15 protein-coding genes are annotated in these 12,781 nt (G+C 48.3%); 2 read left to right on the top strand and 13 right to left on the bottom strand.

Features of this window, described 5'->3' with window-relative positions; translation table 11 throughout:
• Nucleotides 1-14: 14 nt before the first annotated feature.
• The 12 genes from yhbY to LKD71_RS03845 all read right to left on the bottom strand — a co-directional run bounded on the left by yhbY (nucleotide 15) and on the right by LKD71_RS03845 (nucleotide 9,563).
• Nucleotides 15-305: a ribosome assembly RNA-binding protein YhbY gene (yhbY, locus tag LKD71_RS03900; RefSeq protein WP_178044937.1), complete on the bottom strand. Its 291-nt coding sequence runs from the start codon at nucleotides 303-305 to the stop codon at nucleotides 15-17.
• Between the two features lie 13 nt (nucleotides 306-318).
• The gene (obgE, locus tag LKD71_RS03895; protein ID WP_178044936.1) at nucleotides 319-1,608 is read right to left on the bottom strand and encodes a GTPase ObgE; all 1,290 of its coding nucleotides are present in this window, start codon (nucleotides 1,606-1,608) and stop codon (nucleotides 319-321) included.
• A 70-nt stretch (nucleotides 1,609-1,678) separates the two neighbouring features.
• Complete coding sequence (gene rpmA / locus LKD71_RS03890) at nucleotides 1,679-1,963, bottom strand: 50S ribosomal protein L27 (RefSeq protein WP_117764800.1); 285 nt, start codon at nucleotides 1,961-1,963, stop codon at nucleotides 1,679-1,681.
• A 5-nt stretch (nucleotides 1,964-1,968) separates the two neighbouring features.
• A complete protein-coding gene (locus LKD71_RS03885) occupies nucleotides 1,969-2,289 on the bottom strand; it encodes a ribosomal-processing cysteine protease Prp (RefSeq protein ID WP_227614423.1) in 321 nt (106 codons plus the stop codon).
• Nucleotides 2,290-2,294: 5 nt separating this feature from the next.
• On the bottom strand, nucleotides 2,295-2,600 hold the full coding sequence (gene rplU / locus LKD71_RS03880; protein WP_178044708.1) for a 50S ribosomal protein L21: 306 nt from the start codon (nucleotides 2,598-2,600) through the stop codon (nucleotides 2,295-2,297).
• 107 nt (nucleotides 2,601-2,707) lie between these two features.
• On the bottom strand, nucleotides 2,708-3,940 hold the full coding sequence (locus LKD71_RS03875) for a ribonuclease E/G (RefSeq protein ID WP_227614422.1): 1,233 nt from the start codon (nucleotides 3,938-3,940) through the stop codon (nucleotides 2,708-2,710).
• Nucleotides 3,933-4,631, bottom strand: a complete 699-nt coding sequence (locus LKD71_RS03870; RefSeq protein WP_178044706.1) for a TIGR03936 family radical SAM-associated protein — start codon at nucleotides 4,629-4,631, stop codon at nucleotides 3,933-3,935. The genes LKD71_RS03875 and LKD71_RS03870 overlap by 8 nt, the downstream gene beginning before the upstream one ends.
• Nucleotides 4,621-6,480: a TIGR03960 family B12-binding radical SAM protein gene (locus LKD71_RS03865; RefSeq protein ID WP_178044705.1), complete on the bottom strand. Its 1,860-nt coding sequence runs from the start codon at nucleotides 6,478-6,480 to the stop codon at nucleotides 4,621-4,623. Before LKD71_RS03865 ends, LKD71_RS03870 begins: the two co-directional genes overlap by 11 nt.
• Before the next feature lie 158 nt (nucleotides 6,481-6,638).
• Nucleotides 6,639-7,121, bottom strand: coding sequence for a DUF2284 domain-containing protein (locus tag LKD71_RS03860; protein WP_227614421.1), 483 nt, complete (start codon nucleotides 7,119-7,121; stop codon nucleotides 6,639-6,641).
• An 87-nt stretch (nucleotides 7,122-7,208) separates the two neighbouring features.
• Nucleotides 7,209-7,388, bottom strand: coding sequence for a hypothetical protein (locus tag LKD71_RS03855; protein ID WP_227614420.1), 180 nt, complete (start codon nucleotides 7,386-7,388; stop codon nucleotides 7,209-7,211).
• A 102-nt stretch (nucleotides 7,389-7,490) separates the two neighbouring features.
• Nucleotides 7,491-8,657 carry a MalY/PatB family protein gene (locus LKD71_RS03850; protein WP_227614419.1) on the bottom strand — a complete coding sequence of 389 codons (1,167 nt, stop codon included), beginning with the start codon at nucleotides 8,655-8,657 and terminating at the stop codon, nucleotides 7,491-7,493.
• A 15-nt stretch (nucleotides 8,658-8,672) separates the two neighbouring features.
• Complete coding sequence (locus tag LKD71_RS03845) at nucleotides 8,673-9,563, bottom strand: DUF3737 family protein (protein ID WP_227614418.1); 891 nt, start codon at nucleotides 9,561-9,563, stop codon at nucleotides 8,673-8,675.
• Between the two features lie 186 nt (nucleotides 9,564-9,749).
• On the opposite strand from LKD71_RS03845, the gene LKD71_RS03840 reads away from it, so the two are divergent.
• Nucleotides 9,750-10,685 (top strand): PfkB family carbohydrate kinase, encoded by a 936-nt coding sequence (locus LKD71_RS03840; RefSeq protein ID WP_178045455.1) that lies wholly within the window; start codon nucleotides 9,750-9,752, stop codon nucleotides 10,683-10,685.
• A complete protein-coding gene (locus tag LKD71_RS03835; RefSeq protein WP_178045454.1) occupies nucleotides 10,682-11,956 on the top strand; it encodes a DNA cytosine methyltransferase in 1,275 nt (424 codons plus the stop codon). The genes LKD71_RS03840 and LKD71_RS03835 overlap by 4 nt, the downstream gene beginning before the upstream one ends.
• 44 nt (nucleotides 11,957-12,000) lie before the next feature.
• On the opposite strand, the gene LKD71_RS03830 is transcribed toward LKD71_RS03835, so the two are convergent.
• Entirely contained in the window at nucleotides 12,001-12,777 is a 777-nt protein-coding gene (locus tag LKD71_RS03830) for a hypothetical protein (protein ID WP_227614417.1), read from the bottom strand.
• Nucleotides 12,778-12,781: the final 4 nt, after the last annotated feature.

Genomic DNA, 12,781 nt, shown 5'->3' with positions numbered 1-12,781 from the left:
CTCTGTCACTCCTTTTACGGGAGAATGATTTTCTTTTTCTCTTTTTTGCCTTCCCGGTACAGGACGATCTTTTTGCCGATGACCTGAACCACCTGGGAACGTGTGCGCTCTGCCACAACAGCCGCGATCTCTTTCGGATCGTCCAGGCAGTTCTGGAGAACACTGATCTTGATGAGCTCCCGGGCTTCCAGGGCCTCATCGATGGCTTTGGTGTTTTCCGGGGTCAGGCTGCTTTTTCCGATCTGGAAGATCGGATCCATAGTCATGGCCAGACCCTTTAAATAAGCACGCTGTTTGCTTGTCATATAAATTTTTCTCCTACTCTTTATAATAATCAAACTGGAGACCATACATGCGGACCGTATCGCCATCCTGGATACCGGCAGCCTCTAGATCTTTCAGAATACCGGTGTTTTTCAGGAAGTTCTGGAAGAACAGGAAGCCTTTCTCGGAATCCAGGTTTGTGTAACCCAGCATTTTCTCGATCTTGGGGCCTTCCACCACAAAGGTGTGCTCATCCAGCTGTTCCACAGTGTAGGAAAGATTATCATTGCTGTTGTAGTCGCCGGGGAAATACTCCTGCTCGAAGACAACGGGCTCCTGGGGAAGCTCTTTTAAAACCTCCCAGATGTAAGAGAGAAGCTCTTTTACACCTTTGCCGCTGACTGCGGAGATGGGAAATACTTTGATGCCCTGGGGCTCAAACTCAGCGCGGATCTTTTCTACGGGATCCTCGTCCTCGGAATAGATCACGTCTGTCTTGTTGGCAGCGATGATCTGCGGACGGGAAGCCAGCTCCTCGTTGTAATTTTTCAGTTCCTCGTTAATTTTATAAATATCATCAATGGGGTCGCGGCCTTCTGTAGAAGCGGCATCTACCACATGAAGAAGGATCTTGGTACGCTCGACATGACGAAGGAACTCGTGGCCGAGTCCGACGCCCTCAGAAGCGCCCTCAATGAGTCCGGGGATATCAGCCATGATAAAGCTGCTTCCGTCACCCAGATCTACGACACCCTGCATGGGATTCAAGGTTGTAAAATGATAATTGGCGATCTTCGGCTTTGCGTTGCTCACACGGGAGAGCAAGGTGGATTTTCCGACGTTCGGAAAACCGACAAGCCCTACGTCTGCAATGACTTTCAGCTCCAGATTTACCCAGAGCTCCTGGGCAGCCTGACCGGGCTGGGCATATTTGGGAACCTGCATCGTAGCGGTTGCATAGTGCATGTTTCCCTGGCCTCCGCGGCCTCCTTTTAAGATTACCTGGCGTTTGTTGTCACCGGACATGTCAGCGATGACTTTTCCGGATTCTGCCTCGCGGATGATGGTTCCGGCAGGGACTTTCAGGATCAGATTTTTTCCATTGGCACCGTGGCAGCGTTTCTTTCCGCCCTGTTCTCCAGGTTCCGCGGTAAATTTTGCACGGTGACGGTATTCGGACAGATTGGTGAGACCTTCATCCACCTCGAAAATCACATCGCCGCCTTTTCCGCCGTCTCCGCCGTCAGGACCGCCGTTGGGCACGAAAAGCTCCCGACGGAAGCTCACATGACCGTCTCCGCCTTTTCCGGAGCGGATAAATATCTTTGCTCTGTCTGCAAACATGAAAATTCTCCTTCTATATAAAATGAGGCTCCAAACCAAGAGATGATTTGAAGCCCTAAAGTGTCACTCATTATTCGGAAACAGGAACGATAGAAACCTGCTTCTTGTCTCTGCCTTTTCTCTCAAAACGAACAACGCCGTCAACCAGAGCGAACAGGGTGTCGTCACCGCCACGTCCAACGTTTACTCCCGGATGAATCTTGGTACCACGCTGTCTGTAAAGGATGTTACCAGCTTTTACAAACTGTCCGTCTGCTCTCTTGGCTCCTAATCTCTTGGACTCGGAATCTCTGCCGTTCTTAGTAGAACCAACACCTTTTTTATGAGCGAAGATCTGAAGGTTCATTTTTAACATAACCGTTACACCTCCTTGGTTGCAATCTTTATATATTTCTTTCCATAACTCTCCTGGATGGACTCAAGCCCGAGGACCAGAGAATCCAGAAGCAGGGATGACTCCTTGGAGCATGTCCCTTCAAGTCTCAGTTCCAGATAACCTTCGTCCTGTCGGACGTCGGCTGCATCGTCGGTCAGTTCGTCGATGGAATTGATCGCGTTCACTGTCAGAGCGGAAACTGCTGCACAGATGATATCGGATCCTTCCTCCGCATATCCCGCATGGCCGCTGCTTCGAAAGCCGCGATACTGGTCCTGATGCTTAAAAACTGTAATTGTGATCATAACAATTAAGCGTTGATTTTCTCAATCTTAACCTGAGTGTACTGCTGTCTGTGGCCGTTCTTTTTGTGATAGCCAGATTTCCGTTTATATTTGTAAACGATAACCTTTTTTGCTTTAGCGTTCTTTACAACGCTGGCAGTTACGGTAGCAGCTGCTACGTCAGCACCGACTTTCAGACCCTCGTTGCTTACAGCAAGAACGTTATCAAAGGTAACGGTCTCTCCTGTTTCTGCACCCAGTTTCTCTACGTTAATGATATCGCCTTCGGCTACTTTGTACTGTTTACCACCTGTTGCAATAATTGCGTACATATGGCACCTCCTATTATCATTACTCGCCAGATATGGTGACTGTCAGACAGTTCTTATACCTCTCTGTGCGGCATACTTGCATATAATAGCATGAGTTTTTCGCTGTGTCAAGCATTTTCACTAAAATTCGTGGATTTATTTTCTGCCGGGTTACGGGTCGCCAGAAACTGATCCTGCAGGGGCTTGCGAAGTTTTTTCCGGGTGACTTCCACAAGCTCCAGGGCCGTCATATCGACCAGCGTGGTCTTTATTGGATCCCGTTTCAGCCAGGACGCAAATTCCTCCATCAGAAGTTTTCGGTTTTCCGCTGCGTCCATATTGATGAAATCGACAACGATGATGCCGGAAAGGTTCCGGAGCCGGATCTCCCGGGCGATCTCCCGGGCCGCTTCCAGATTGATCTTCAGGAAAGTATCCTGCTGATTTTTATTCCCGTCAAATTTGCCGGTGTTTACATCGATGACCGTCAGCGCCTCCGTCGGCTGGATCACGAGATAAGCGCCGGATTTCATCCAGACCTTTTCCTTCAGGGCATTTTCCAGGGCTGTCTCCAGGCTGTGGAGCTTGATCAGCGGAAGCAGGGGATCCTCGTAGAAACGAAGCTTATCCAGATCTTCCCGCTGGTAATGCTCGAGATAATGGTGGATTTTCTCGTGAAGACCGGGATCGTCGGTGATGATCTCGGTGAGTCCCGCTTTATAGGTGTCCCTCAGGCTGGAGAGCCAGGTCGTGGGATTGTTCTGATGAAGGAGGGTCAGCGGTTTGCGAAACTTCGCTTTTTCTGTCACTTCCTCATAGATGCCCGTCAGAAGCTTCAGCTCAGCCTGGAAAGTCGCCTCATCGGCTTCCCGGGCGTTTGTCCGGACGATACAGCCAAAGCGGTCGCTGACAAAGGGCTTCAGCCACTCTCCCAGCTGTTGCTTTTCCTCCTTGGAAAGCTTGGAAGAAAAACCGATGCTCTTATTTTCCGTGGTGAGAACCACATAATTGCCGGTGAAATTCAGGTTGGATGTGACAGCCGGCGGTTTGGATTTCAGATTTTCCCGGCAGACCTGCACCAGAAGCTCATCGCCGGCCTGAAGCTTCGGGGAGCTTCCTTTTTTGAGGAAAATCGGGTCTTTATTATCAGAAAGAGAATAATAGCACTGAAGTCCGTCGCCAACCTCAATGAAGGCGGCGTGAATATTTTTTACAATATTATGTACGCGGCCGATGTAGATGTTGCCCAGAAGAGAATTGCGCTCCTCCTCATCCAGGTGGAGCTCCACGACCTTATCCCCCTCTTTCAGGGCGGTGAGGATTCGGCCGCGGCAGCGTACGATAAGCAGTTTTTTATCCAATTTTCTCACCCAGTTCATTTAAGGAGACAAAGGTTCCGTCGGGGCCTGCCGCATAGAGATCGATCCGTGTGACCATCAGGGAGAAGGGTTCCAGAGAGAAGCCTGCATAGGAAGCAAAGGCCTCCATCATAAGCTCCGGTTTGATGTTCGCAGCGCTTCCGGAAGAAAGACGTACAAAAATGCTGTCTCCTTCCAGATGGCTCTCGTAGATCAGCGGGCGGATATCCAGCTCTGTCTCGCTTTTTTTCGTTTTCTTGATAATGGAAATGGAAGGCTGTTCCAGAAAAGCAGTGTAGAGCTTTTTCCAGTCCAGATCCGGCTCGTAGCCCTCCCGGAAACGGATCCGGTAATCGGCAGCGGCCACAAGCGCCATGGCGTTGCTGGCTTTTTCCTCGGGAATCTGACGGAAATCGAGAATCCGCATGCCCTCGCTCATGACAGCGTCCAGGCGCCGTACGGCTTCCTCTGTGGAGAGGGGTTCTTTGATCTCGATATCCATGTACTCGCCTTCGCTCTCGATGCCTACGCCCAACGGGGAGGCAAAGGACATGACCATGTGGGGGCTGAAGCCTTCGGTGAAGACGATGGGAATTTCAGCCCGCCGGATGGCTTTCTGGAAATATCGCATGATATCCAGATGACCGATGAATTTCATGGCTCCGTGTTTGGAAAATTTCACTCTAATCTTCATAGCATACACCTCCGCCGTAGGATCTTCCGCCGCAGCCTGAGCAGCCCTGGCGGCAGTTGGGTGTCACGATACCCTGTTTTGCTCTCTCCCATTCCCGTTCCAGGAATTTCCGGGTGACGCCGATATGGATGAAATCCCAGGGCAGGATCTCGTCGAAGGTGCGGGTACGGAAATTGTAGAAATCATAGGAGATTCCGGTCTCTTCCATGGCTTTGAGCCAGATATCATAGTGGAAAGTCTCGCTCCAGGCGTCGTAGAGAGCGCCATTCTCATAGGCTTTCAGGATCGTCCGGCCGATTCTCCGGTCACCCCGGGCCAGCAGACCTTCCAGCAGAGTCACATCGGCTTCGTGCCAGTTATATTTGATACTCTTCTTATTTAACTGATCTTTGATCGTGTGGTTGACCGTGTAGGCTTTTCCGAGGAACTCCTCATGGGTATTCATGGGAGCCCACTGGAACGGCGTGAAGGGCTTCGGAACGAAGAAGGAGGTGCTGACTGTGATCTGGCACTTTCCGTTTCGCTGGTCCTTCGGGATCTCATAATAATGCTCGGCGATTTTTTCCGCCAGATAGGCGATACCCTTGATATCCTCATCTTCCTCGGTGGGAAGACCCAGCATAAAGTAGAGTTTTACCTTATTCCAGCCGCCGGCAAAGGCTTCGCCGGAACCTCTCAGGATATCCTCCTCGGTGAGTCCCTTATTGATGACGTTTCGCATTCGCTGGGAACCGGCCTCGGGAGCGAAGGTCAGGCTGCTTTTCTTGATATCCTGCACTTTGCTCATGACGTCCAGGGAAAAGGCGTCGATACGGAGAGACGGCAGGGAAATATTGATGCCCTGGCCTTCGCAGTGCTCGATGAGGAAATTTACGATGCCTGCCAGCTCGGAGTAATCGCTGGAGCTTAAGGAGCTTAAGGAAATCTCCTCATGGCCGGTATTTTTCAGCATGGTGATGGCATAATCCTTCAGCATGGAAAGATCGCGTTCTCTTAAAGGACGGTAGAGCATACCTGCCTGGCAGAAACGGCAACCGCGGATACAGCCTCGCTGGATCTCCAGCACCACGCGGTCCTGGGTGGCCCGGATAAAGGGAACGACAGGGGCCTTTGGATAATAGGTGTCCGTCACATCCATGACGATCTGTTTTTCGATGACAGCGGGAATATCGGAACATACGGGGGCAAAGGACTCAATGGTGCCGTCCTCCTTATAAGTCACCTCATAAAGGGAGGGAACGTAAATCCCCGGAATTTTTGCCGCATCATGGAGAAATTCTTTTCTGGAGAGGCTTTTTGCCTTGTACTCCTTATAAAGGTCCATCAGATGGAAATATTCGGTCTCACCTTCGCCAATATAAAAAATATCAAAGAAATCAGCCAAGGGCTCCGGGTTATAGGTGCAGGGGCCGCCGCCGATCACGATGGGGTCTTCCTCCGTACGCTCGGAAGCAAGCAGCGGAATGCCAGAGAGGTCCAGCACCTGAAGGATATTGGTGTAGCACATCTCATACTGGATCGTGAAGCAGAGGAAGTCGAACTCCTTCACGGGATCCTGGGATTCCAGGGCGAAAAGGGGAATGTGTTTTTCTCTCATGACCTTGTCAAGATCGGTCCAGGGAGAATAAACGCGCTCACACCAGATATCGTCACGCTGGTTGAACATATCATAAAGAATCTGGATGCCTAAGTGGGACATACCGATCTCATAGACATCCGGAAAACAAAAAGCAACGCGGATATCCACCTGCTCTTTGTCTTTCATCACCGAGTTTACCTCATTGCCGATATAGCGGGCTGGTTTCTCGATGCTCAGTAAAATTTCATCGCTTAAAGCCAGTTTTCTCATGTTTTTCCTTTCGAAAATAAAATGATATGATCTCTTAAAAACAGGAATGCCTGGTGTAAAGGATTGGGTTAACCCTGAACACCATAACATTCCTATTATATCCGGATTCTTAAGTAAGTTCAAGCAAATATTCATTTCCCGGGAAATGTGATTCTCAATTACTCCATGCAACTGTTTTCGTGAAACAAAATCTGCGAAAAATAGCGAATTTTTCCATCATGGCCCCAGCAGATCATGCCTACGGCGTCTGCCATCTCCTGGGCGTCCACGCAGTAAGCGGACATGCAGGAGTGATGCTTGTAGGGACCGGCGCTCATGATGAGAAGGTCTGTCATTCCGGCGGCTTTCATCTGTTCGGCCAGTTGTTCTGTCAGCTGGTTATGGGAATGTTTCGCTTTCTTGTACTCCATTTCAGGAGTCTGGATAGTCTGAAGAACCAACGTTTTTTCATATTTCAGAGCCTGGGCCATCATTTCTTCCACAGTGCCGCTCTCCGGGGGACAGGCCGGATTCAGGTTATAGTTCCCGCACTGATTTTCCTCGCAGAATTTCCGGTATTCCGGTTTGAAAACGAGGTCCTTCGTATTCATGATAGCTGCATCGGAAAAACCTAAATTTTTTGCTGCCTGGATAAGATCCATAGATAAAACCTTCTTTCTGTATGTTAAGCTTGTGATGTAAAAAAGGGCGTGCAAAAAACAGACTCATTTTTTACACGCTTTTCTTTTTTAATCGCAGTGATACTGTTCTTTTTGGGCCTGAGTGAGCGTCAGGCCGCCCAGGAAATCTTTGCCGTTCTGGTACTGTTCTTCCATGGAGAGGAAGGGAACGGCATAGCCCAGAAGCTTCCAGCCGGCAGGGTTTACCAGAGTGATCCGCTGCTCGCCGTTTTCCAGATGGGTTTTCATGATCTCTTCTGCTCTGGGGTTGATCCGGTATACCTAGCAGGTATGGCGGAACGGAAGCTCCATCTGCAGGATTCCGCATGAGATTCTGTCTACCATACCGGCTTAAAACTTCTCATTCCAGGCAAGAATACTTTTTTTCAGCCGGTTCATGCCGTCCTCCACCCGGGATTTCGGGCAGGCCAGGTTGATTCTTAAGAAACCGTAGCCCTGGCGGTATTCCTGCCCGTCAGAGACGTACAGGCCGCTGGTCTTCCGGATAAAATCACTGAAATCGGAAAGATCGCCTTTCAGGGCATTGCAGTCCACCCAGAGAAGGTAGGTAGCCTCGGCTTTTATGACATGAAGCATGGGAAGCTCTTTCTCGATAAAAGCTTCCGCATAATGGCGGTTCTCAAAGAGATAGGCCCGAAGCTCATCCAGCCACTCTCCGCCTTTTCCAAAGGCGGCAGCAGGGGCGATCGCTGCGAAAACGTTGGGCTCAGCTACCTCATCGGTATTGAGGCCGCGGTTTACCCGGTGACGGATCGTCGGATCGGGAACGATGACGGCTGCGGTCTGAAGGCCGGCCAGATTGAAGGCTTTGGTGGGGGCCACACAGGTGATGCTGTTTTTCCGGCAGTTCTCGGAGACGGAGGCGAAAGGAACATAATCCTTCCCCGGCTCGGTGAGGTCGCAGTGAATCTCGTCGGAAAGCACCAGGACATGGTGTTTCACACAGAGGTCACCCACCTTTTCCAGTGTCTCCTTGTCCCAGATCTTGCCCACAGGGTTGTGGGGGTTACAGAAGATCATAAGGGAGGTCTGGGGATCGGCAAGCTTCTCTTCCAGGTCCTCGAAATCAATGGAATAGGCACCGTTTTCGTATTTCAGCGGGCTTTCCAGGATGTTTCGTCCATTGTTGTAAATGGAATTAAAGAAAATATTGTAGACCGGGGTGAGAACTACGACTTTTTCTGCCGCTGTGGTCATTTTCCGGACGATACTGGAGATGGCGGGAACCACGCCGGTGCAGAAAATCAGCCAGTCTCGCGGAATCTCGAAATTGTGGCGGATTTTCCACCAGTTCTGATAAGCCTCGTACCAGTCGTCTTCGATGAGGGTGTAGCCAAATACACCGTGAGCGGCTCTTTCGCGAATCGCTTCCTGCACTGCAGGAGCCGTCTCAAAATCCATATCCGCTACCCACATGGGAAGTTCCTCCGGGGTCACATCCCATTTCATGCTTCTGGTGCCCCGGCGGTCTGTCTCTTTATCAAAAATGCTCTGCATAAGTCTTCACTCCTTTTATACCATCAGATGATCGCTGACTTTGCCGATCTTTTCGCACACGATCTCTGTCTTAGAGGGATCGATTTTTTCCTTATCCATAATGAGTTCGCCGATGGATGCGGCCCGGATGATGCCGGAGGTTGGATTTAAGACGCTGATAATATCGCTGGTGATCTCGGCATCCACGGTGGAATACTCAAAGGCCAGGTTGGTATTTAAGAGCTTACAGTTTTTCATCACAAGATTCTCGATATAGCACATGCCCTGAAGGCTCTCAATCGTACAGTTGATGAGGGTCAGGTTCTTTGCGTTCCAGCCCAGGTACTCTCCGGAGATGAAGGAATCATAGACCGTGACGTTTTCGGTGTTCCAGAAAGCGTCCTTGGAGAGCATTTTCGCATTGTGAACTTCCACATTTTTCGCTCCATCGAAGGAGTAGTTGCCGATCAGCTCGAAGTTGCTGATTTTCATATTTTCACAGTTCATGGCGAAATAATCGCCCTTGGCGGAAACCTCGTTCATGGTGACACCGCTGCAGTGCCAGAGGGTCTCGGCTGCGTTGGGCATAAATACATGGTCCAGAGTCAGCTCATGGCAGCGGCGGAAATTCTTCGGCGCCTGGATCACGGCATTTTTCACCGTGAGATTGTCGGTGTACCAGACACCGGCCCGGGCCATCTCAAACCAGGTGCAGTCCTCGGCGGTGATGTTTTTCGCGTACCAGAGGGGATATTTCCACTGGAACATGCTGTTTTTCAGGTCGATATCGCTGGCCTCCTTTAAGGGAGACTCGCCGTCGGTGAAAATGGTATCCTGGATGGAGAGATTTTTCCCGCCGAATAAAGGACGCTCACCGGTGAGGTATGCGCCGCTGATTTCTTTTTTTTCTGATTCTTCTTTACACATTTCTTCTTTTCTCCTTATCTATCGTTACTGTATACAAAAGTGCAGATATTTACTTATAGAATGAGTGTACCATTAAAGTCGAGTTTCAAGTCAAGAGGTTTTATAAAAATTTTACAAAAAAGTTTCTTTTCTGAGATGCTCATGGTATAATGCAAATACTCAAAGTAAGAAAGGTTGTTTTTTCATATGGCAGTACATAAGAATGGAATTATTGTAATCGGAGCTGTTTTTGTGGATATCAAGGGCTTTCCGGAGGGAATTTATCTTCCCACGGGCCGGAATGCCGGAAAGATTAAATACGTTCACGGCGGCGTGAGCCGGAATGTGGTGGAGGATATCGCCAATATCGAGCTTCGCCCCACCTTTTTAGGCATCGTTGACGACTCTGCCCTCGGCGGCGACGTCATCCGCAAGCTTCAGAATCACAAGGTAAATACCGAATATATGCGTACGATTCCCAATGGCATGGGAACCTGGCTGGCCGTCTTCGACCACAACGGAGATCTGGCCGGTTCCGTCTCCCAGCGGCCGAACCTGATGCCGATTCTCGATATTCTGGAGGAAAAAGGCGACGAGATCTTTGCCGAGGCCGATTCCGTGGTCGTCGAAGTGGACATAGACAAGGAGATCGTGAAAAAGGTCATTCAACTCTGTGAAAAGTATGATAAAAAGCTCTACGGCGTCATCAGCAATATGAGCATCGCCATTGAGCGCAGAGATTTTCTCCAGAAATTCGATTGTTTCATCTGCAATCTCGAGGAAGCAGGAATCTTTTTCACTGACGATTACAGTGAAAAAACGCCGGCTGAGGTGGAAAAAATCCTCGCCGGCTGTCTGGAGAAAGCCAACATCGATTCCATGGTCATCACGATGGGCGGCGAAGGAGCCGTTTACGCGGAACGAGGTGGAAAGAGCGGCTTCTGCCCCGCCAGAAAGGTTCAGGTCCGGGATACCACCGGAGCCGGTGATTCCTTCTGTGCCGGCGTCGTCAGCGGCCTGACCTACGGCTGTGACTTAAGCGAATCCGTGGAGATCGGCACGAGACTGGCCGCCTCCGTTGTTACCTCCTCCGAGAATGTCTGCCCGAGATTTCTGCCTGCAGAGCTGGGGATCCGGGTATGATAGGAGAAAAAACGTTGAAACGAAATGCAATAAGTTTATTTTCATCGTCCGGCATTGGTGATCTTGGTTTAAAAGCCAATGACATCACAACGATCATAGGCTGTGATATTCTCCCGGAAAGAATGAATCTTTTTCAGCATAACTATCCGGAAGCAAAGTGTTTTTGTGGTAATATCTGGGACGAAAAGAAAAAAATCATTGATTATTATCGTTCGATATATAAAGAGGAACCTTTTTTAATTCTGGCTACACCTCCCTGTCAGGGAATGTCTTCTAATGGTATGGGAAAAATGCTCAGCGATTATAGAAAAGGGTTGCGCCCTAAGATGGATGAGAGAAATCGCCTGATTATTCCAGCTATTGAAATCATTAAAGCACTGAAACCGGAATGGGTCATCCTTGAAAATGTTACGAATATGGTAAATACTCTGATTTTTGATGAAAATGAAGAGCTTATCAATATCATAGACTACATTATGCGTGAACTTGGAAAGGACTATTTTGGCAAACCAGTCGCGATTGATACTGCCGATTATGGTATTCCACAGCATCGAAAACGTCTGGTAACCGTACTTTCAAGAAATGAGCATGCCAAAAAACAATATTTAAAAAATGGCTCTTTATTTCCTGAAGCAACACAACCGTGGATTACATTGCGTGAGGCGATTGGAAATCTTCCGTCATTGAGAGCAGAAAAAGGAAAAAATAAGGCAACGGGCTATGATGGCTTACATAAAGTCCCTTTGCTTGATGCGAAAAAATTATTTTGGATTGATAATACTCCTGAAGGAGCCAGCGCATTTAATAATCAGTGTGTGAATCCTGCCTGCAGATTTCAAGGCAATAAAATACATGGCGCTTCACATGATAAAAATGGGATCAACAAATTGCATACGGATACTCCTCTTTATTGTGAAAAATGTGGTGCTCTCCTGCCCCGTCCCTGGGTTGAAGACAAGAAAACCGGTGAGAAAAGACTGATGAAAGGTTTTGTCAGCGCTTATAAACGGATGAACTGGGATGAACCGGCCAGCACTTTGACACAAAATTTTCAATATGCATGTTCAGATAATAAGCTGCATCCGGATCAAAGCAGAGTACTCTCTTTGTATGAAGGGCTTATAATCCAGTCGATTGCTTCCTATCCATTTTCTTTTACCATAGACGGAAAGCTTGTATCTGACGGTCTCATCCGCGATACGATCGGAGAAAGTTTTCCACCCCGTATTACGGATCTCATCTGCAAGCATATCATTGAACTTTCTAAATAAAATTAGAAGTGGTATACGTCAAATGCACTTATACCACTTCTTTATTATTCTTTTATTTTATATCCAATCCATTTTCGTCTGGAAAAAGCTTCTATATAAGCATCCATATCAATGACGGCCAGCCAGCCCTCACACATTTTCCTGACTCCGCCAGCTGTCATGATGGAAACGCTGGTGGTTCGTCCGCCGTCCTTTCGAGGCTGAACGATCTTTCCCCAGTCATCCATATTCAGATCATTACGATAAAAACAGGCTGTGATTGTGGGTACTTCATTAATAAAATCCCATACAATTGCTAATAAATTATTTGTTTCACGGTGATGTGCCTTCCAGTCAAGAGAGATTATTTTTTCTATCCGCTGTTCACCAATCAATGGTTTTGGAGATTGAGAAGCTGGCGGTGTATTGCCACAGGTTGCTTTTACTTCTATTCCTCCATACTTAAACGGGCTGAATAAAGACTTCTCAGATGGATATTTTTTGCCGTTTTGCTCCAGATAAAGTGACGCGTAATAATTCAAACTTTCCCTTGTGTTAGTCAGCAACAGATCCGGATAACCATCCTGATGCAGATTTGAATGTAAATGTCCTTCTGAAAAACGCTGAACACTTTTCGCAAAATATTCGCCGACCATTCCGCTTAAATTCCGCATTCCAAGAATCTCAAAAATATTGATATCAAACTGCTTTGTTTCCTGATCTAACTTCTGCAGTGCCTGATTGCAAAAATTTATTGCCTGAAGGATCTGCTGATTTGATAAAATCAATTCGTCCCTGATGATAATGCGATTATTATTGTTTACGATATACTTATATTCCAAACCA

Origin of the sequence: Fusicatenibacter faecihominis, from assembly GCF_020686945.1 — a bacterium.
GTDB lineage: Bacteria > Bacillota > Clostridia > Lachnospirales > Lachnospiraceae > Limivivens > Limivivens faecihominis.
Note: the sequence above shows the minus strand (reverse complement) of the source record. Positions and strands in the feature narration are given on the sequence as shown.